The sequence below is a fragment of the Micromonospora sp. NBRC 101691 genome (assembly GCF_030269285.1).
Lineage (GTDB): Bacteria > Actinomycetota > Actinomycetes > Mycobacteriales > Micromonosporaceae > Micromonospora > Micromonospora echinospora.
In genome coordinates this window covers 271875-291726 of the sequence record NZ_BSTB01000007.1, presented here as the reverse complement: position 1 = coordinate 291726, position 19852 = coordinate 271875, and the positions used below count along the sequence as shown (strand labels likewise).

18 protein-coding genes and 2 pseudogenes are annotated in these 19852 nt (G+C 72.6%); 11 read left to right on the top strand and 9 right to left on the bottom strand.

Annotated features, from left to right (window positions below):
* Positions 1-116 (top strand): annotated as a pseudogene (locus QSK20_RS14355) (IS630 family transposase); the annotation flags it as partial.
* 33 nt (positions 117-149) lie between these two features.
* Here QSK20_RS14355 and meaB read toward each other — a convergent pair.
* Positions 150-1085 carry a methylmalonyl Co-A mutase-associated GTPase MeaB gene (gene meaB / locus QSK20_RS14350; RefSeq protein ID WP_285789115.1) on the bottom strand — a complete coding sequence of 312 codons (936 nt, stop codon included), beginning with the start codon at positions 1083-1085 and terminating at the stop codon, positions 150-152.
* 50 nt (positions 1086-1135) lie between these two features.
* Positions 1136-2335 carry an acetyl-CoA C-acetyltransferase gene (locus tag QSK20_RS14345; RefSeq protein ID WP_285789097.1) on the bottom strand — a complete coding sequence of 400 codons (1200 nt, stop codon included), beginning with the start codon at positions 2333-2335 and terminating at the stop codon, positions 1136-1138.
* Between the two features lie 63 nt (positions 2336-2398).
* On the opposite strand from QSK20_RS14345, the gene mce reads away from it, so the two are divergent.
* The 4 genes and pseudogenes from mce to bla form a co-directional block, all read left to right on the top strand.
* Complete coding sequence (gene mce, locus QSK20_RS14340; RefSeq protein WP_285789096.1) at positions 2399-2863, top strand: methylmalonyl-CoA epimerase; 465 nt, start codon at positions 2399-2401, stop codon at positions 2861-2863.
* 356 nt (positions 2864-3219) lie between these two features.
* Positions 3220-4479 carry a DivIVA domain-containing protein gene (locus QSK20_RS14335; protein WP_088982388.1) on the top strand — a complete coding sequence of 420 codons (1260 nt, stop codon included), beginning with the start codon at positions 3220-3222 and terminating at the stop codon, positions 4477-4479.
* A gap of 182 nt (positions 4480-4661) precedes the next feature.
* Entirely contained in the window at positions 4662-6650 is a 1989-nt protein-coding gene (locus QSK20_RS14330) for a coiled-coil domain-containing protein (RefSeq protein ID WP_285789095.1), read from the top strand.
* A gap of 40 nt (positions 6651-6690) precedes the next feature.
* Positions 6691-7590 (top strand): annotated as a pseudogene (gene bla, locus QSK20_RS14325) (class A beta-lactamase); the annotation flags it as partial.
* Positions 7591-7773: 183 nt separating this feature from the next.
* Here bla and QSK20_RS14320 read toward each other — a convergent pair.
* The 4 genes from QSK20_RS14320 to QSK20_RS14305 all read right to left on the bottom strand — a co-directional run bounded on the left by QSK20_RS14320 (position 7774) and on the right by QSK20_RS14305 (position 11406).
* Positions 7774-8586 (bottom strand): alpha/beta hydrolase, encoded by an 813-nt coding sequence (locus QSK20_RS14320; protein ID WP_285789094.1) that lies wholly within the window; start codon positions 8584-8586, stop codon positions 7774-7776.
* A gap of 67 nt (positions 8587-8653) precedes the next feature.
* Positions 8654-8980, bottom strand: coding sequence for an Rv1322 family protein (locus tag QSK20_RS14315; RefSeq protein ID WP_502888897.1), 327 nt, complete (start codon positions 8978-8980; stop codon positions 8654-8656).
* A 118-nt stretch (positions 8981-9098) separates the two neighbouring features.
* Complete coding sequence (locus tag QSK20_RS14310) at positions 9099-10886, bottom strand: 3-hydroxyacyl-CoA dehydrogenase (RefSeq protein ID WP_285789093.1); 1788 nt, start codon at positions 10884-10886, stop codon at positions 9099-9101.
* 103 nt (positions 10887-10989) lie between these two features.
* A complete protein-coding gene (locus QSK20_RS14305; protein ID WP_285789092.1) occupies positions 10990-11406 on the bottom strand; it encodes an FHA domain-containing protein in 417 nt (138 codons plus the stop codon).
* Between the two features lie 354 nt (positions 11407-11760).
* Here QSK20_RS14305 and QSK20_RS14300 point away from each other — a divergent pair, with 354 nt between their 5' ends.
* A complete protein-coding gene (locus tag QSK20_RS14300; protein WP_285789091.1) occupies positions 11761-13257 on the top strand; it encodes an aldehyde dehydrogenase family protein in 1497 nt (498 codons plus the stop codon).
* 67 nt (positions 13258-13324) lie between these two features.
* Here QSK20_RS14300 and nucS read toward each other — a convergent pair whose 3' ends face one another.
* Positions 13325-13984: an endonuclease NucS gene (gene nucS / locus QSK20_RS14295; RefSeq protein ID WP_285789090.1), complete on the bottom strand. Its 660-nt coding sequence runs from the start codon at positions 13982-13984 to the stop codon at positions 13325-13327.
* A gap of 71 nt (positions 13985-14055) precedes the next feature.
* Here nucS and QSK20_RS14290 point away from each other — a divergent pair, with 71 nt between their 5' ends.
* Entirely contained in the window at positions 14056-14655 is a 600-nt protein-coding gene (locus tag QSK20_RS14290; RefSeq protein WP_285789089.1) for a DUF4126 domain-containing protein, read from the top strand.
* 78 nt (positions 14656-14733) lie between these two features.
* On the opposite strand, the gene QSK20_RS14285 is transcribed toward QSK20_RS14290, so the two are convergent.
* Positions 14734-15324 (bottom strand): hypothetical protein, encoded by a 591-nt coding sequence (locus QSK20_RS14285; RefSeq protein ID WP_285789088.1) that lies wholly within the window; start codon positions 15322-15324, stop codon positions 14734-14736.
* Between the two features lie 381 nt (positions 15325-15705).
* On the opposite strand from QSK20_RS14285, the gene QSK20_RS14280 reads away from it, so the two are divergent.
* From QSK20_RS14280 to QSK20_RS14265, 4 genes are all read left to right on the top strand, one after another.
* Positions 15706-16638, top strand: coding sequence for a polysaccharide deacetylase family protein (locus QSK20_RS14280; protein WP_285789087.1), 933 nt, complete (start codon positions 15706-15708; stop codon positions 16636-16638).
* Positions 16639-16690: 52 nt separating this feature from the next.
* Positions 16691-16978, top strand: coding sequence for a DUF1540 domain-containing protein (locus QSK20_RS14275; RefSeq protein ID WP_088982379.1), 288 nt, complete (start codon positions 16691-16693; stop codon positions 16976-16978).
* 190 nt (positions 16979-17168) lie between these two features.
* A complete protein-coding gene (locus tag QSK20_RS14270) occupies positions 17169-18017 on the top strand; it encodes an ABC transporter ATP-binding protein (RefSeq protein WP_285789086.1) in 849 nt (282 codons plus the stop codon).
* Entirely contained in the window at positions 18014-18862 is an 849-nt protein-coding gene (locus tag QSK20_RS14265) for an ABC transporter permease (RefSeq protein WP_285789085.1), read from the top strand. The genes QSK20_RS14270 and QSK20_RS14265 overlap by 4 nt, the downstream gene beginning before the upstream one ends.
* A gap of 81 nt (positions 18863-18943) precedes the next feature.
* Here the strand turns inward: QSK20_RS14265 and QSK20_RS14260 are convergent, their stop codons facing one another.
* A complete protein-coding gene (locus QSK20_RS14260; RefSeq protein WP_285789084.1) occupies positions 18944-19792 on the bottom strand; it encodes a 3-hydroxyacyl-CoA dehydrogenase family protein in 849 nt (282 codons plus the stop codon).
* Positions 19793-19852 lie beyond the last annotated feature (60 nt).

Genomic DNA, 19852 nt, shown 5'->3' with positions numbered 1-19852 from the left:
AGGACGCCGCCATCGGCGCCTACATCCGATGGCGCAACCAACACACCCGACCGAAAACCGGGTTCGCGACCAACTCCAAGATCCGCCACCCGGATTACCCGTTCAAGGCTGCATGACGAGGCACTAGGCCGGACGGGTCCGGTGGGCCCTCAGGCGCCGAGCTGGGACAGCAACTCGTCCGCCGCCGCGTACGGGTCCAGCGCCCCCTCGGCCACCCGGGCGGCGAGCGACGGCAGTTCCGTACCGTCGCGCAGCGAACCGATCCGGGCGCGGAGCACGCCGAGCGCGATCGCCTCGATCTCGGCGGCGGCCCGCGCCTCCCGGCGGCGACGCAGCTCGTCGTGCTCGACCAGCCAGCTCCGGTGCTTGTCGATCGCGGCGACGATGTCGTCGATCCCCTCGCCGCGCGCGGCGATCGAGCGCACCACCTGGGGCCGCCACTCGCCCGGTCCGCGCTCGCCCAACGCGATCATGCCGTTGATGTCGCGGACCGTGGCGTCGGCGCCGTCCCGGTCGGCCTTGTTGACCACAAAGACGTCGGCGATCTCCAGGATGCCGGCCTTGACCGCCTGGATCGCGTCGCCCATGCCGGGGGCGAGCAGCACCAGCGTGGTGTCGGCGAGCGAGGCCACCTCGACCTCGGCCTGCCCGACCCCGACCGTCTCCACCAGCACCACGTCGCAGCCCGCGCCCTCCAGCACCCGGACCGCCTGCGGGGTGGCTGCCGAGAGCCCGCCGAGGTGCCCCCGGCTGGACATCGACCGGATGTAGACGCCGGGGTCGGTGGCGTGGTCCTGCATCCGGACCCGGTCACCGAGGATCGCCCCGCCGGTGAACGGGCTGGACGGGTCGACGGCGAGCACCCCGACCCGGCGTCCCTGGGCCCGCAGCGCCCGGACCAGTTCGTTGGTGGTGGTCGACTTGCCCACCCCGGGCGAACCGGTCAACCCCACCACCTGGGCCTGCCCGGCGTACGGCGCGAGGGCCGCCGCGACCTGCGGCAGCACCTCGTCGCCGGACTCGACCAGGGTGATCAGCCGGGCCACCGCACGGGGGTCACCCGCCCGGGCCCGCTCCACCAGCATCGGTACGTCCCGACTGCGCCGGACCGATCCGACGGCGGTGGCCGGCTCGCTCACTGGGCGTTCTCGCCGGCACCGGGAACGTGGATGATCAGCGCATCGCCCTGGCCGCCGCCACCGCAGAGCGCCGCCGCTCCGGTCCCGCCGCCACGCCGCTTCAGCTCCAGCGCGAGGGTGAGCACCAGTCGGGCGCCGGACATGCCGATCGGGTGGCCGAGCGCGATCGCCCCACCGTTCGGGTTGACGATCGCCGGGTCGACGCCGAGATCGCGGGTGGACTGGATGCCGACCGCGGCGAACGCCTCGTTGATCTCGATGAGGTCGAGATCCTCGATGCTCAGCCCACCCTTCTTCAGGGCGTGCACGATCGCGTTCGACGGCTGCGAGTGCAGGGAGTTGTCCGGGCCGGCCACGTTGCCGTGCGCGCCGACCTCGGCCAGCCAGGTCAGGCCCAGCTCCTTGGCCTTCGCCTTGCTCATCACCACGACGGCGGCGGCCCCGTCGGAGATCGGCGACGCGCTGCCGGCGGTGATCGTGCCGTCCTTGGCGAACGCCGGACGGAGCTTGGCCAACGACTCGACGGTGGTGTCCGGCCGGATGCCCTCGTCCTCGGCGATCACCAACGGGTCGCCCTTGCGCTGCGGGATCAGCACCGGGGTGATCTCGTCGGCGAAGTGGCCGTTCTTCTGCGCGGCGGCGGCCCGGGTGTGGCTGGCCGCGGCGAACGCGTCCTGCTCCTCGCGGGTGATGCCGTGCCGCACTCCGTGCCGCTCGGTGGACTCGCCCATCGAGCAGCAGTCCCAGGCGTCGGTCAGCCCGTCCAGGGCCATGTGGTCCTTGACGGTCACGTCGCCGTACTTGTAGCCGGCGCGCTGGCCGAGCAGCAGGTGCGGGGCGTTGGTCATCGACTCCATGCCGCCGGCCACCACGATGTCGAACTCGCCGGCCCGGATGAGCTGGTCGGCCAGGGCGATCGCGTCGAGGCCGGAGAGGCAGACCTTGTTGATCGTCAGCGCCGGCACCGACATCGGGATGCCCGCCTCGACCGCCGCCTGCCGGGCGGGGATCTGCCCGGCGCCGGCCTGAAGCACCTGACCCATGATCACGTACTGCACCTGTTCCGGGGCGACCCCGGCGCGCTCCAGGGCCGCCTTGATCGCCACGCCGCCGAGCTGGGTCGCGGAGAGGTCCTTGAGGTTGCCCAGCAGGCGGCCCATCGGGGTCCGCGCGCCGCTGACGATCACCGAAGCCATGGTCTGCCTCCGTAGGGGTGCCGAACCTGTACGCCTTAACGTTTGTTCGGTCAGACTAGCGCCATGGCTGAGAACTCCCCCGTCGAGCCCGCTGCGGACTACGTCACAGACATCGGTATCCGCCGAATCGACCACGTCGGCGTGGCGGTCGCGGACCTGGACGCGGCGATCGACTTCTACCAGCGCACCTTCGGCATGCGCTGCGTGCACACCGAGACCAACACCGAACAGGGTGTCCGCGAGGCGATGCTGGCGGTCGGCCCGACCGCCGAGGGCGGCTGCCTGCAACTGCTCGCCCCGCTCACGCCCGAGTCGACGATCGCGAAGTTCCTGGACCGCAACGGCCCGGGGGTGCAGCAGGTCGCGTACACCGTCACCGACATCGACGCCGCCTGCGCGGCGCTGCGCGAGCGCGGCATGCGGGTGCTCTACGAGACCCCGCGCCGGGGCACCGCCGGGTCCCGGGTCAACTTCGTCCACCCGAAGGACGCCGGTGGCGTCCTCGTCGAACTGGTCCAGCCCGCCTGAGGTGGTAGCAGGGGCCCCCTGTTACCGCTTTTTGCCGAACAGGGGGCCCCTGCACACACCCGGCCCCCGGCCCGTCGCAACCGGACGGATCGTGATTGCCGCGACCGGCATTGGCTTTCGTCGGTGCTCGGCGGACGTCGAATCCATCGATGTGCACCGGTCTCCCGGAAAACGGTGGCCGGGCCGGCGGGCGTCCTTTTCCGGCCCGGCGGGCACCCTCCGCGCCCCGGCTCGGACCTGCCAAGATCGCCTGCCGGGACGGGCTCCGGGCCCCCCGGACGTGACCATGTAAAGAGGACACGAAAGCTCCGCACCGCTCTTGCGAAGCACCCCGGTGCGTCTGCGAGTATGGGCCAATGCCCCAGCAGCAGTCCTCCCCTCTCGCGTTCTTCGATAACGCGAACTCCCAGCCGGATTTCACCGTTGGCCTGCGCGGATACAACACCGGTCAGGTCGACGACTTCATCGGGCGGCTGACCGCCGCGCTGACCCAGTCCGAGCAGGCCCGCGCCGAGGCCGAGCAGCGGATGAACGACGCGCAGCGCCGGCTCCGGCAGGCTGAGCAGCGCCTCGCGGCGCTGGAGCAGAAACTCGCCGAGACCAACAAGCAGCTCGAGGAGAACAGCCGACCGACCCTCTCCGGTCTCGGCACCCGGGTCGAGCAGATCCTGCGGCTGGCCGAGGAGCAGGCCAACGACCACCGCAACGAGGCCAAGCGCGAGTCCGAGGGCATCCTCTCCGCGGCCCGCCTGGAGGCCCGCGAGATCACCGACAAGGCGCGGGCCGAGGCGGCGGCCATGAAGGCCACCGCGGAGCGCGAGGCGGGCAGCGTCCGCACCACCGCCGAGCGGGAGGCGGCCGAGGTCCGGGTGCAGGCCCGGCGGGAGGCCGACACGCTGCGGGCCGACGCCGAGCGGGAGACCAAGCAGCTCCGCACGGTCACCGCGCACGAGGTGGCCGAGCTGAAGTCGACTGTCGAGCGTGAGGTGGCGACCCTGCGGGCCACCGCCGAGCGGGAGATCACCCAGCAGCGGGCCAAGGCCGCCCGCGAGGCCGAGGAGAAGCGCGCCGAGGCGACCAAGCTGCTCACCGACGCCCGCGACAAGCGGGACAAGGACCTCCAGGCACTGGAGCTCCAGCTCGCCGAGCGGCGGGAGAAGGCCGAGCGCGAGGAGTCCGAGCGGCACGCCGCGCAGGTCGCGCAGACCCAGAAGCTGGTCGGCGAGGCCGAGCAGCGGGCCCGCGCCGCGCAGGAGCGCGCCAAGGAGATCGAGCAGCGCGCCGAGGCCCGGCGGGTCGAGTCGGAGCGCACCGCCACCGAGACCGTCGAGAAGGCGAAGTCGCTGGCCGAGAAGACGCTCGCCGAGGCCAAGGCCGAGTCGCAGCGCCTGCTGAACGAGGCCCGCACCGAGGCGGAGCTGACCACCCAGGCCGCCCGGCGCGAGGTCGACGACCTCACCCGCCAGAAGGACGCCGTCACTTCGCAGCTCGGGCAGATGCTCTCCGGCCTGGCCGGCATCGTGCCGGGTGTGCCGCAGCAGAAGGCCGAGCCGGCGGCGCCGGCCAAGGCCGAGGAGGCTGCCGCCGAGCGGGTTCCCGCGGAGAAGTCCAACTGACGGCCCGCGCGTCGTCCGGGGCATGAGTCGTGTCGCGCGGGGTGTCACCTTGAACGGGTGCACCTCGCGCAATACGCTGCCCACCGAAGCCGATCGACGCGTCCCCCGCACCGGGTGAACTGGGTCCCATCGTCGCCGTGCGTATCGCCGCACCGGGGGCGACCGCGTGTGAGGATGGGGGTATGTCGCACGGCGAGGAACTGTTCGCTCTCGGCGGGGAAGTGACCACGGAGCCCAGCTTCGAGTCCGCCCTGCGGGGGTACGAGAAACGACAGGTCGACCGGTACGTAGCCCGTGCCGAACACGAGATCGCGGCGCTGACAGCCGAACGGGAACAGGCGTACACCCAGATACACAAGCTCGCGGGCCAGGTGGAGGTGCTCCAGCGCGACCTGGCACACGTGCGCAAGCAGGGCACGGTGGTCGACCGGGCCTCGTTCCGGCACCTGGGGCCCCGGGTGGAGCAGATCCTCACCCTCGCCGAGGAACAGGCCGACGACATCCTCGCGGCAGCCGGCGAGGAGATCGAGGCGCGCCGCGCGGCGGCCGAGCACATCATCGAGGAAGCCCGCGAACAGGCCGCCAAGGCGCTGAAGGACTTCGAACTCGCCCTCGCCGCCCGACGGGCCGAGGAGGAACGGCACAGCGCCGCCCGGCGGGCCGAGGCGGCGGCGACCGTCACCGCCGCCAAGGAGGAGGCCGCCCGGATCCGGGAGGCGGCGCAGACCGCGCTGGCCAAGGCCCAGCAGGAGGCCACCCAGCTCCGGGACGCCGCCAAGGAGATCCACAACCGGGCCCAGCAGGAGGCCACGAAGCTGCGCGAGGCGGCCCGGGAGGCGCACGCCAAGGCCCAGCAGGAGGCCGCCCAGCTCCGCGACGCCGCCAAGGAGGTGCACCTCAAGGCGCAGCAGGAGGCGAAGCGCCTGACCGACCAGGCCACCGAGGCGGGCCGGGCGACACACGCCAGGGCACAGCAGGACGCCAAGAAGCTGACCGACCAGGCGGCCGAGGCGGCGCAGGCCACCCGGACCAAGGCCCAGCAGGAGGCGAACCAGCTCACCACGCAGGCGGCCGAGGCGGCCAAGCGCAGCCGGGCCGAGACCGAGGCGTACGTCCAGCGCATGCGCTCCGAGACCGAGGCGTACGTGCAGCAGGCGCGGGCGCAGACCCAGCAGGAACTGGGCACCTGGCGGGCCGGGGTGGAGAAGGAGGTCGCGGCGCAGCGGGAGGCGGCCGAGCGGGAGCTGACCCGGCTGCGGGAGACGGCCGACCGGGAGTTCTCCGGCCGCCGTGAGGAACTGGAGCAGCAGCACACCGCCCGGCAGGACGAACTGGAGCGGGCGTACACCGCCCGCCGGGACGAGATCGAACAGGGTGCCGCCGGGATCCGCGAGGCGGCCGAGCGGGACGCGGCGACCCTGCGGCAGAGCACCGAGCAGGAGGTCGCGACGCTGCGCCGGGAGACCGAGGAGCAGGTGGCGACGCTTCGCCGGGAGGCCGAGGAGCGGGCCACGGAGCTGCTGGGCAAGGCCGAGGCGGAGGCTGCCGCGAAGCGGCGCAAGGCCGACGAGCACGTGTCGACCTCGCGGCGGCAGTTCGAGGAGTACGCCGCCACCACGCAGCAGCACCTGGCGACGACCCAGCAGCACCTCGCCGCCACCCAGCAGGAGGTGGCCGCCGGCCGACAGCAGTTGGCCCAGGTCATGACGGAGATCGCCCAGGCCCAGCAGGAACTCGCCGACCTGCGGCAGGAGACCTGGAAGTCCCGACAGGAGTCGGACGACCTCCAGCGGACCCTGGAGGAGATCCGCCAGCAGCTCGGTGCCGAGCGGTCCCGGCTGGACGAGACGGACACCTCGGTCCGGCAGGCCGGCGAGTCGGTGGCGCTGGCCCAGGCGGAGGCCCGCCGGTTGGCCGAGGTGACCGCCGACGGCGACGGCGGCAAGCCGAAGACCCGGCCGGTCGCCGAGCCGGTCACCACCCTGGACGGTGGCGCGGCCAGTGCGGGCGTCGACGGGGAACCGACGGTGGCGGCGGTCCCCGGCGCGGGAGGCCGGGGCGCCACCCCGACGAAGATCACCAGCACCGGTGAGGGCGGGAAGCGTCCGACCAAGCCGACCACCGACGAGCGCAGCGCGAAGCCGACCAAGGTTCGCGTCGACTCGGAGTAGTCGACACCGGTATGACTCTGACGGGACATGTCCGGCGGGCCGTGGCTGGTGCCGTCGTGACCGGGCTCCTCGGGTTGGCGCCTGCGGCTCCGGGGAGCCCTCGTCTCCCGCTCCGACCAGCGCTGCCGCGTCGGCTCCGACGGCCGCCGCCCCCTCGGCAGCGGACCGGAGCTTCGGCGCGCTGGAGGCGCGGTTCGCGGCCCGGCTCGGTGTCTTCGCTGTCGACACGGGCTCCGGCGCCACGGTCACCCACCGCGCCGACGAGCGCTTCGCCTACGCCTCCACGTTCAAGGCGCTGGTCGCCGCCGCGCTGCTGGACGCGACCACGCCCGCGCAACTCGACCGGGTCGTCCGCTACACCCGGGCCGACCTGCTGGCGCACGCGCCGGTCACCCGGAAGCACGTCGGGACCGGGATGTCGCTGCGCGACCTCGCCGACGCGGCGGTGCGGTACAGCGACAACACCGCGGCCAACCTGATCCTGGCCGAACTCGGCGGCCCGGCCGGGCTCGCCCGGCACCTGCGGGCCCTCGGCGACCGGACCACGAAGCCGGTACGCACCGAGCCCGCCCTCAACGAGGCCACGCCGGGGGACGAACGGGACACCAGCACGCCCCGGGCGCTCGCCACCGACCTGCGGGCGTACGTGCTGGGCGACGCGCTGGACGCCGGGGACCGCGCGCTGCTCACCGACTGGCTGCGCCGCAACACCACCGGCGACGCGTTGATCCGGGCCGGCGTGCCGACCGGCTGGACGGTCGGCGACAAGACGGGCACGGCGGCCTACGGCACCCGCAACGACATCGCGGTGCTCTGGCCGCCTGAGGGCGCTCCGATCGTGCTGGCGGTGCTCTCCAGCCGGTCCGCCGAGGACGCGGAACACGACGACGCGCTGATCGCCGAGGCCGCCCGGGTCACGCTCGACGCCCTGGGCCGCTGACCACCGGCCGACCGACCCGGCGCAGGTCGGCGCAGGGCGGCGCGGGTCGGCGCAGGTCGGCGCAGGGCGGCGCGGGTCGGCGCAGGGCGGCGCAGGGCGGCGCGGAGGTCGGGCCAGATCGAAGGTCGGCTCAGGGGCCGACCTCCGGCGCCCCCGGAAAGTTCGACGAAGCGCCGGGCCAGGTCAGTGGTCGGCGCGGTTCGCGGGCGGGCCGGGGACCGGCCGGTCGGCGAACGAGGCCACCGTCCGATCGGCGTACGCGCTGACGTCCCCGGTCTCCATCGGGCCGTCCCAGGTGGTGGGCAGCGGCACCGGCACCGCCGGGTTCACCCGGCGGACCACCTCGTCGAGGACGGTCTCGGCGTCACCGACCCAGAGGTGCTTCGCCCCCGGCACCCCGACCACCTCGGCCTGCGGGATCGCGGCGAAGCGCTGCCGGGCCTCGTCGGGACGGAGGTAGTCGTCGAACTCGGGCACCAACGCGACCAGGGGCTTGCCGCTGTCGGCCCAGACGGCCAGGTCCTCCGGGGTGGAGTAGCGCAACGGCGGGGAGAGCAGGACGGCCCCGGTGACCGTCGGGTCGCAGCCGTGCTTCAGCGCCAGGTCGGTGCCGAACGACCAGCCGAGCAGCCAGACGTTCGGCAACTCGGCGAACTCGGCGTACTCGACGGCGGCGGCGACGTCGTACCGCTCGCCGACCGCGTTGTCGAACTCGCCCCCGCTGGTGCCGCGGACGCTGGTGGTGCCCCGGGTGTTGAAGCGGAGCACGGCCAGGTCGGCCAGGGCCGGCAACCGCCAGGCGGCCTTGCGGAGGACGTGGCTGTCCATCATCCCGCCGTGGGTGGGGAGCGGATGCAGGCAGACCAGGGTGGCCACCGGCTCGCGGTCGAGCGGCCGGGCCAGCTCGCCGACGAGGGTCAGGCCGTCCGCGGTGTGCAGTTCGATGTCCTCGCGGTGCCCGGGCAGGATCGAGGAGGCACGGATCGGGGTGCTCACCGGTCCAGTCTCCCGCCTCGGCGGTCCGCGCGCCGGCCGGGGGCGGCTTCGGGGTGACCGAGATCGCTCAACCGTGTCGCGGGGCGCCGCGACCGCGCTGGACGGCCGGGCCCCGCCGGTCCCGTGCCCGCCAGCACCCGCTGTGCCAGTGCCGGCGGTCGGTCAGGTCGCCCCACCCGTCCGCCGGCCAGGCCACCAGGTGCGCCACCCCCGGACGGATCTCCTGGTCACATCCGGGGCAGCGGTACGTCTTGCTCGACGCGCCACCGCTGATGCCGCGTACCTGCCACTCGCCGTCCCGCCACCGCTCGACGGTGGGGACGCCGTGCCGGGCCCGCTCGGAGTCCAGGTGGGCGGTGTCGTCCCGGCGGGGGCGGTTGCGACGGGGGCTCACGCCATCCAGCGTACGGGCGCTCGCGGGTCGTCGGCGCTTCGGCCACCGCCGGTCGCCACGGCGACGACCGGCGCCCGGGTGGCGGCCCGGCCCGGCGCGGTGACCCCGGCGACGACGGTCAGTCCGACGCGTGGTCGCGGAACCCCCGACCGCTCCCACGACCCAGGTAACCGGCGGTGACCAGGTGTTCCAGCAGCGGCGCGGGCGCGAAACCGGGGTCACGCAGTTCCCGGTAGAGCGTGCGCTGGACGGCCAGGGCGACGTCCAGCCCGACCCGGTCGAGCAGCGCGAACGGACCGATCGGGTAGGCGCAGCCGAGCGTCATCGCGTGGTCGATGTCGTCGGTGGTGGAGTAACCGGCCTCCAGCATCTTCACCGCGTCGTTGAGGTACGGGAAGAGCAGCGCGTCGACGATGAAGCCCGCGCGGTCCCCGCAGACGACGGCGGTCTTGTCGAGCCGGGCGGCGACGGCGCGGGCGGTCGCCACCGCGTCCGGCGAGGTGCGGATGGTCCGGACGATCTCCACCAGCGACGTCGCCGGCACCGGGTCGAAGACGTGCACCCCCACCACGTCGGCGGGGCGCCGGGTGGCCATCGCCAGGTCGATCACCGGCAGGGTGGCGGTGGTGGTGGCCAGCACCACGCCCGGCTTGCAGACCTCGTCGAGGTCGGCGAAGAGGGCCTTCTTCGCGTCCGGGTCCCCGGCCACCGCCTCGACCACCAGGTCGACGTCGGCGAGGTGGTCGAGCGCCGCCGACCAGGTGATCCGGCCGAGGGCGGCGTCCCGCCCGGCCTCGTCGAGCCGGCCCCGGTGCACCTCCTCGGCCAGCGACGTGGTGACCGTCTCCCGGACCCGGGCGTCCTCCTCGCCCCGGGCCACCGACACCACCCGGTAGCCGGCGCGGGCCAGGGCCTCGACGATCCCGCCGGCCGTCGTCCCACCGCCGACCACGCCGACCGTGTCGACCGTCCGCGCGCCGTCGAGGAGCGCGCTCTCCGCCACCACCGGCGTCCGCTCGTCCGGTACGACCACCGGCGACCCCGGACGCTCGTAGGTGTAGAAGCCCCGGCCGGACTTCCGGCCGAGCAGGCCCGCCGTCACCATCTGCCGGAGCAGCGGGGCCGGCGCGTGCCGGCGGTCCCGCCCGCCCCGCCGGTACATCGTGTCCAGGATCTCGTACGCGGTGTCCAGGCCGATCAGGTCCAGCAGCGTCAGCGGCCCCATCGGCAGTCCACCGCCGAGCTTCATCGCGGCGTCGATGTCCTCGCGGGTGGCGTAGCCCGCCTCGACCATCCCGACCGCCTGGTTGAGGTAGCCGAAGAGCAGGTGGTTGGCGATGAAGCCGGCCCGGTCGCCGATGGTGACGCCGACCTTGCCCAGCCGGGCGCAGAGCGCCTCGACGTCGGCCACCACCTCGGGGGCGGTGACCACCGTCCGGACCACCTCGACCAGCTTCATGACCGGCGCCGGGTTGAAGAAGTGGACGCCGACGACCTGCTGGGGGCGTCCGGTGGCGACCGCGATGTCGGTGACGCTCAGCGACGAGGTGTTGGTGGCGAGGACGGCCTCGGGCCGGCAGATCCGGTCCAGTTCGGCGAAGAGCCGCTGCTTCAGGTCGAGACGCTCGGGGACGGCCTCGATCACCAGGTCCACCGAGTCCAGGGCGGCCAGCCCGACGGCGAAGTTCACCCGCCCCAGCAGGGCGTCCCGGTCGGCCGGGGCGAGCTTCCCCCGGGCCACCGCCCGGTCGGTCGACCGGGTCAGCGTTGCGCGACCGCGCTCCAGCGCGTCCTCGGCGATCTCCACCGCCACGACGTCGATGCCGTTACGGGCGAAGACCTCGACGATCCCGGCACCCATGGTGCCCAGTCCGACAACGCCCACGCTGGTGAACTCGCGCGCCACGACCGGCCTCCCGTCGCTCCCGGACCGCCGCTTGAACGGTCGCTAAGGTTCTGCGCGCGAGTCTGCCACGTGACGCCGGGTCCGCGACACGTGGTGGGACCGGTCACCGACCCCCGTCGACCGCCTCGGCCGCAGCGCGCAGGGCCGGCGGTCCACCGGCCGGCAGGAACGGCGGACCGGCGACCGGCAGCGGCAGCGTCGCGCGCTGGTGCCGGCGCATCACGCCGAAGCTCAGCCCCACCGGGTCGGTCAGGGCCACACCGGGATCGAAGAAACGCAGTTCCGTACGGCCGAGCCGGATGACGTCGCCGTCGGTGAGCGGCTCCACGTCGAAGATGCGTCGGTCGTTGAGCCAGGTGCCGTTCGTCGACCCGAGGTCGTTCAGGAGCACCATGTCGCCCTCGCTCCGCACCACGGCGTGCCGCCGGCTCAGGTGCGGGTCGTCGACGACGATGTCCACGGTCGACGCTCGGCCGATCACCAGCGGACCCGGCCGGAGCCGGAAGCGGGCACCCCGCATCGGCCCACCAGCCACCGTCAGTACTGGCAGAAGCTCCGGGTGATCCTCCATGGACAATCCGCCCCTCCACCCCACCGGCACACCCCGTGACACAGGCTGCCACCAAACGGCCGTCGGCCCCACCGCCGGCCGGTCACCTCACCGGCCACGGCCGGCCACCTCACGTTCACCGATTCGGCCGACCGGGCCGCCCTCGGGCGGTCGGGGACGCGGCGACGTTACCGTGAGCCGGAACCGGGGAGCGCGGCGACACCCCCCACAGTGGGCACGACTCGGAGCCGGACACCGTACGTGTCACCACGGCTCCGGAACGTGACCCTACCGGTCGGTAAGCCCCCGGTCTAGACTTCGTCCATGACGGTTGCGAACGCACCGGGGACGCCGCTCGTCGACGACGGCCGACTCGTCTCGACCAGCCCCGCGACCGGCGTCGAGGTGGGTCGCCTCCCGCTGGCCACCGAGGAGGACGTCCGCCGGGCCGTGGAGCGTGCCCGCGCCGCGGGCGCCCGCTGGGCCGGGCTCGGTTTCACCGGCCGCCGTGCCCGGTTGCTGCGCTGGCGGACACTGCTGGCCCAGCGCGTCGAGCAGCTCGCCGAGCTGGTGCACGCCGAGGGCGGCAAGCCGGTCGCCGATGCCGTCGTCGAGGCGGTCACCGCCATCGAGCACGTCGACTGGGCCGCCCGCAACGCCGCCCGGGTGCTCGGGCCCCGCCGGGTCCGGTCCCGGCTGATCCTCGCCGAGTTCTCCGGCCATCTGGAATACCAGCCGTACGGCGTGGTCGGCGTCATCGGCCCGTGGAACTACCCGGTCTTCACCCCGGTCGGCTCCATCGCGTACGCCCTGGCGGCCGGGAACGCCGTGGTGTTCAAGCCCAGCGAGTACACCCCCCTGGTCGGACAGTGGCTGGTCGACACGTTCGCCGAGGCGGTCGGCGAGCAGTCGGTCCTCACCGCCGTGCACGGGTTCGGCGACGTCGGCGCGGCACTCTGCCGTTCCGGGGTGGACAAGCTGGCCTTCACCGGCTCCGCCGCCACCGCTAAGAAGGTGATGGCGGCCTGCGCCGAGTCGCTGACCCCGGTGCTGCTGGAGGCGGGCGGCAAGGACGCGATGATCGTGGACGGTGACGCCGACCTGGACGCGGCGGCCGAGGCCTGCGTCTGGGGCGCGATGATGAACGCGGGTCAGACCTGCATCGGCATCGAGCGGGTGTACGCGGTCGAGCCGGTCTTCGACACCTTCGTGGCGAAGGTGGTGGAGCGCGCCGGCCGGCTGACCGTCGGCGCGGACGGCGCGGACATCGGCCCGATCACCATGCCCGCCCAGATCGACGTCATCCGCCGGCACATCGACGACGCGCTGGCCCGGGGCGGCCGGGCCGTGCTCGGTGGCGCGGACGCCGTCCAGCCGCCCTTCGTCCACCCGACCGTGCTGGTGGACGTGCCGGAGGACTCGGCCGCCGTGCGGGAGGAGACCTTCGGTCCGACCCTGACCATCAACCGGGTGCCCGACGTCGACGAGGCGGTGGCCCGCGCCAACGCCCTCCCGTACGGCCTGGGTGGCGCGGTCTTCGGCCGGCGACGGGCGGTGGCCGTCGCGCGGCGGCTGCGGTCCGGGATGGCCTCGGTGAACTCGGTGCTCTCCTTCGCCGGCATGTCCACCCTGCCCTTCGGTGGGGTGGGCGAGTCCGGCTTCGGCCGGATCCACGGCGAGGACGGCCTCCGCGAGTTCGGCCGGGCGAAGTCGGTCACCCGGCGGCGCGGCCCGTCGCTGCTCCCCGCGATGACCTTCGAGCGGACCCCGCGGGACGTCGCCCGCATGGTCAAGGCGGCGAAGATGATGTACGGCCGCTGAGCCCGCCGGCGCGGGCGTCCCGTCACCGCACGGCCTGGCCCGCCACCCGGCGAACCGGCCGGTCGGTTCAGAAGAGGGTCAGCTCGTCGCGCTCGATGCCGCGCAGCTTGTCGTAGTCGACGACCACGCAGCGGATGCCCCGGTCGGTGGCGAGCACCCGCGCCTGGGGCTTGATCTCCTGGGCGGCGAAGACACCGGCCACCGGAGTGAGCAGCGGGTCCCGGTTGAGCAGTTCCAGGTACCGGGTGAGCTGCTCGACCCCGTCGATCTCACCGCGCCGCTTGACCTCGACCGCCACGGTGCCCTGGTCGGCGTCCCGGCAGAGCAGGTCGACCGGACCGATCGCGGTCATGTACTCGCGGCGGACCAGGGTGTACCCCTCCCCCAGGGTCTCCGGGTTGGCGGCGAGCAGTTCCTGGAGGTGCGCCTCCACGCCGTCCTTGCGCAGGCCCGGGTCGACGCCCAGCTCGTACGAGGTGTCCTGGAAGATCTCCTCCAGGGTGATCCGCAGTTCCTCACCGGCCTTGTTGACCACCCGCCACACCCCGGGGGCCTCCTCCAGCCGGCAGGGCGGGCTCATCCAGTTCAGCGGCTTGTACGCCCGGTCGTCGGCGTGGATGGAGACCGACCCGTCCGCCTTCACCATGAGCAGCCGGGTGGCCGGCGGCAGATGGGCCGAGAGCCGTCCGACGTAGTCCACCGAGCACTTCGCAATCACCAGACGCACCCGACGAGGGTAGCGGAGCGACCGGCGGTCGCCACCGAGCACCGCTGGCGTGCCGGTGCGATCCTGGACGGGTGTTCGAAATCCTCACCGGTTCCGGCCTGGCCGCCTCGGCCGGCCTGAACGCCTACATCCCCCTGCTCACCATGGGGCTGCTGGCGCGCTACACCGACGTCATCACGCTGCCCGCCGGCTGGCAGTGGCTCGGCGACGGTTGGGTCATCGCGATCCTGGTCGTCCTGCTGGCCGTGGAGGTGGTCGCGGACAAGGTGCCGGTGGTCGACCACGTCAACGACGTCGTCCAGACGGTGGTCCGGCCGACCGCAGGTGGGCTCGCGTTCGGGGCCGGGTCCAGTTCGGAGACGGTCACCGTCAGCGATCCCGGCCAGTTCTTCTCGTCCAGCGACTGGGTGCCGGTGGTGGTGGGCGTGCTGATCGCCCTCGGGGTGCACCTGCTGAAGTCGGCGGCCCGCCCCATCGTCAACGCCAGCACGGCCGGCGTCGGCGCTCCGGTCGCCAGCACCGCCGAGGACGCCACCAGCGTGGTGATGTCCGTGGTGGCGATCCTCCTACCGGTACTGGTGCTGATCTTCCTGGTCGGGCTGGTCGTCTTCGTCTTCTGGTTCCTGCGCCGGCGCGCCGACCGTCGCCGGAGACGTCAGGTTCCGCTCTGACGGAGGAGCCGCGACGGACGCGGACACGCGTGTGGGCCGGCACCCCGGGTTCGGGGTGCCGGCCCACAACGTCTGAGGTCAGCTGTTCCAGTGCTCGGCGACCAGGTCAGCGGCCTGCTTCTCCCACTGGGCGTAGTGGTCCGGGTACGCCGACACCTGCACCGTCTGCGCGGCCTCGGTCAGCGGCATGTCCTGCCAGCCGTCGACCTGCTTCAGACCCTTCAGGAACGCGGTCGTCGAGTACTCCGGGTCGGTGATCTGCTCGACCGTGCCCCACCCGCTGGACGGGCGCTGCTGGAACAGGCCCTGCGAGTCGTGGTCGTTGCGGTCACCCAGATGACCCAGGTTCTCCAGCTTCGACTCCTGCAGGCTCGTCGCGATCGCGACCACGGCGGCCCGCTCGTCCATGCCGGCCTTCTTGGTGGCCTCGACGATGGCCTTCACGTTCGCGGTCTGCTCGGCGTTCAGCGGGATCCGCGACTGCGAACCCGGCTCACCGTGCGGCATCAACTTGCCCGTGTCGGGCTTCTCCGCCTGCACCACCGCCACCGGGGTCGCCGCGTGGGCGGGGCTGTCCAGCGCGGCACCGACCGGACCACCGACCACACCACCGGCGAACGCCAGACCAGCAACACCGAGAACGCTCTTACGCAGAAGCTTCGTGTTCATGGGGGGAACTCCCATCGGGGGATCGACACCCGGCACGGGGGACACCGGGCACACGAGCACCGTCACGGCACCCGAACAAAAGACAAGGGGAAAACTCTCGCACCAGCGGAAGGCCATCACGCTGCCCGTCCACGCCGGCGAACCATGTACAACGACCCGCCACCCGCCGGCATTCCACCGACCAGGCCCACGCACCCCACCCACCAGCAGGGCCGCTCCTCGGCCGTCGACCCGGTACAACGACCGGCCCACCCCCACCATTCCCCGCCCGCCACCCGACCCAGGCCACCCCGACACACCTCGCGAACGAGCACAGACCGGACATGATTCCTGGCCGGACGGGCGGCAGACGCACCGAACCGACACTGCGATCATCTTCCGGTGCTCCTGAAGAAGATCCACGTCTTCCTGCTCGCCGCAGCTCTGGTCGCCGGCGTCGGTGTCGCCATCCTGGCCTGGGACGGCGGTCAGAGGCCCACCGAGACGGGTGCCTGGGTCACCCGGGCACCGGTGACGCCCGGCCCGGGTGACGACCCCGCCTCCCGACCCACCCCGGACGCCCCGGGTCGGTCGGGAGACCCGACCGGACCCCCGGGGGTACCCGGCGCCACCCGGCCCGGGACCCGCCCGCCGGTCGTCGACCACGGACCCCGCACGGGCAACAAGGTCGCACTCACCTTCGACGCGGACATGACGGACGCGATGCTCTACCAGTTGCGGACCGGACGGGTGCGGTCGTACGCGAACATGCGGATCATCGAGTTGCTGGAGCGGGAGGAGGTGCCGGCCACCTTCTTCCTCACCGGCAAGTGGGTGGAGCGGTATCCCGAGGTGACCCGGAGACTGGCCGGGAACCCGCGCTTCGAGCTGGCCAACCACAGTTACGGGCACCTGGCCTTCACGTCGGACTGCTACAACCTGCCCCGGATCCCCGCCACCCAGATGACCTCGGACGTGGCGCGGACGTTCGAGGTCGTGGAGGCGTACGGCGGACGACAGACGCGGTACTTCCGCTTTCCCGGGCTCTGCCACGACGGCCCGGCGCTGGCCGCGCTCGCGCCGCTGGGCACGACCGTGGTCGACGGGGACGTGGTGAGCGGGGATCCGTTCGCCACCGCCTGGCGTCCGATCGTTCAGGCCGTGCTCAGCCAGGTGAAGCCCGGTTCGGTGATCGTCCTGCACGTCACCGAGGCCAACGCCGCGATGACCGACGAGGCGCTCCCGCACATCCTCGCCGGGCTGGCCGAACGCAATCTGACCCCGGCTCCGCTCTCCGAGGTACTCGGGGGCACCCGTCCCGCCGATCCGGCCTGACCGGAGGTCGCAAAGACATAAAATCTGGTCATAACGACCAGAGGAGACCGTGATGACCAGCGCCGTCCAGATGCCCCCCGTCGAAGAGTGCACCGTCACCCGGTGCTCGTACAACGAGAACGGCTGCCGGGCCTTCGCGATCACGGTGGGCAGCAGCGCCCACGCCCGCTGCCACACGTTCGTGGAGATGCCGGTACGGGGTGGCATCGAGATGCTGGTCGCCCAGGTGGGCGCATGCCAGCGGGCCGACTGCCGGCACAACTCCGAACTGGAGTGCCACGCCCCGGGGATCCGGGTCGGCGAGGAGAGCGCCGACTGTCTGACCTACGCCCCGGCCTGAGCCACCCACCGGCCCGGGTCGGCCGCCCCGGTCACGGGTCGTGAGGTCGCCGGTCGGGCTCGCCGACGGGGCCGGTGAAAAACCACACAGCCCGCTGCGGCGGCGTCGGCCGGACACCGGGCACGAACGGCACCGGACCGGGCGTGCCCCGGCGGTCGACCCCGCCGGCGCAGGTCGCACACTTGACGGCATGGATGACGAGCTGGCGATCTCGGTACGGGGGCTGCGCAAGGCGTACGGCGGCAACGTCGCGGTGGCCGGCGTGGACCTGGCCGTCCGGCGCGGTGAGGTGTTCGCCCTGCTCGGCCCGAACGGGGCGGGCAAGACCACCACGGTGGAGATCCTGGAGGGCTACCGGCAGCGGGACGCGGGCGAGGTCAACGTCCTCGGGGTCGACCCGGCGCACCCGACCCCGGACTGGCGGTCCCGGGTCGGCATGGTGCTCCAGGGCACCGGGGAGTTCGACGAGCTGACCGTCGCCGAGGTGGTCGGGCACTTCGCCGCTTTCTACCCGGACGCCGACGACCCGGCGAAGGTCGTCGAGCGGGTCGGGCTGACCGGCAAGGCGAAGGCCCGTACGCACACCCTCTCCGGCGGACAGAAGCGTCGCCTCGACGTGGCGCTCGGCATCGTGGGTCGACCCGAGCTGCTCTTCCTCGACGAACCGACCACCGGCTTCGACCCGGAGGCCCGGCGCGAGTTCTGGGAGCTGATCCGCGATCTGAACGCCGCCGGCACCACCATCCTGCTGACCACGCACTACCTGGACGAGGCGGAGGCGCTCGCCGACCGGGTCGGGGTCATCGCCGCCGGCCAGGTGGTCGAGGTGGCTCCGCCGAGCCGGCTGGGCAACCGCCAGGAGGCCGTGGCGACGGTCTCCTGGCGTACCCCCGATGGTGTGGTGGAGAGCGCGGAGAGCGCCACGCCGACGGCGCTGGTGACCGAGTTGGCCACGCGGTACGGCGGCGAGGTGGCCGGTCTCACCGTGACCCGGCCGACCCTGGAAGACGTCTACCTGCGGATGATCGGACACCGATGACCACCACGACGAAGCCGGCCACGCCCGCCGCCGACGCGACCCGGACCCGGCGGACCGGAGCGCTCGCCCTCGGCCTGCGGCAGGGCCGGCTGGAGATCACGCAGTTCCTGCGCAGCCGGGAGTCGGTCGTGTTCACGATGGGCTTCCCGATCATCATGATCCTGATCTTCGCGTCGATCTTCAACGACGAGATCGCCCCGGGCGTCAGCTACACGCAGTACTTCATCACCGGCATGATCGCCGCCGGGTTGATGACGGTGAGCTTCCAGAACCTCGGCATCTGGATCCCGATCGAGCGGGACCGGGGGGTGCTCAAGCGGTACCGGGGCACCCCGATGCCGAAGTGGGTCTACTTCGCCGGCAAGGTGATCATGGTGGTGGTGATCGGCGTCGCCGAGACCGCGCTGCTGCTCGCCGTCTCGGTGGCGCTGTTCGACCTGGACCTGCCGGGCACCGCCGGCAAGTGGCTCACCTTCGCCTGGGTCTCGGTGCTCGGGGTGACCGCCTGCACCCTGTGCGGCATCGCCATCTCGTCGTTGGCCCGCACCGCCCGCAGCGGTTCCGCCGTGGTGACCCCGGTGGCCCTGGTGCTCCAGTTCATCTCCGGGGTCTTCTTCGTCTTCACCAACCTGCCGGCCTGGATGCAGCAGGTGGCGGCGCTGTTCCCGCTCAAGTGGATGTGCCAGGGACTGCGCTCGGTCTTCCTGCCGGAGAGCTTCGGCGCCCGCGAGCCGGGCGGCTCCTTCGAGCTGGACCGGGTCGCCCTGGTGCTCGTCGCGTGGTGCGTGATCGGCCTGCTGCTCTGCCTCGGCACCTTCCGCTGGACCACCCGCCGCGACGGCTGAGGTGGTAGCAGGGGTCCCCTGTTACCGCTTTTCGATGAGGAGGGGACCCCTGCTACCACTCAACCCGCCCGCGACCATCCCTCAGTACGTGTAGAAGCCCTTGCCGCTCTTGCGACCCAGGTCGCCGGCGGTGACCATGCGCTGGAGCAGCTCCGGCGGGAAGAACTTCTCGTCGGCGGTGTCGGTGTAGATGTTCTTCGCCGCGTGCATCAGCACGTCCACCCCGGTCAGGTCGGTGGTGGCGAGCGGCCCCATGGCGTGCCCGAAGCCGAGCCGGCAGGCGGTGTCCAGGTCCTCGGCGGACACCACGCCGGACTCGACCAGCTTGACCGCCTCGACCACCAGGGCGGCGATCAGCCGGGTGGTGACGAAACCGGCGATGTCCCGGTTGACCACCACCACCGTCTTGCCGACCTCCTCGGCGAACGCCCGCGCGGTGGCCAGCGTCTCGTCGCTGGTCTTGTAGCCCCGCACCAGCTCGCAGAGCCGCATCATCGGCACCGGCGAGAAGAAGTGCGTCCCGACCACCGACTCCGGCCGCGCGGTGACCGCGGCGATCTGGGTCACCGGGATGGCCGAGGTGTTGGTGGCCAGCACCGCGTCCGCCTTGCAGATCTTGTCGAGCGCCCGGAAGACCTCGTGCTTGATCTCCAGCCGCTCGAAGACCGCCTCGACGACGATGTCCGCGTCGGCGGCGGCCTCCAGGTCGGTGGTCGGGGTGATCCGGCCGAGCGTCGCCTCGACCTCCGACGCCTCGATCCGGCCCTTCTCGGCGAACTTCTCCAGCGACTTCCGGATACCGGCGACGCCACGTGCGGTGGCCGCGTCGTCCAGGTCCCGCAGGGTCACCTGCCAGCCCGCCTGCGCCGCCACCTGGGCGATGCCCGAACCCATCAGCCCGGCCCCGACGACCGCGAGTCGACCCGCCATCTGCTTCTCTCCCTCGCCTGGTGTTGAGTGCTTCTCCCAGCACCCTAGTGGGGCTCCTTA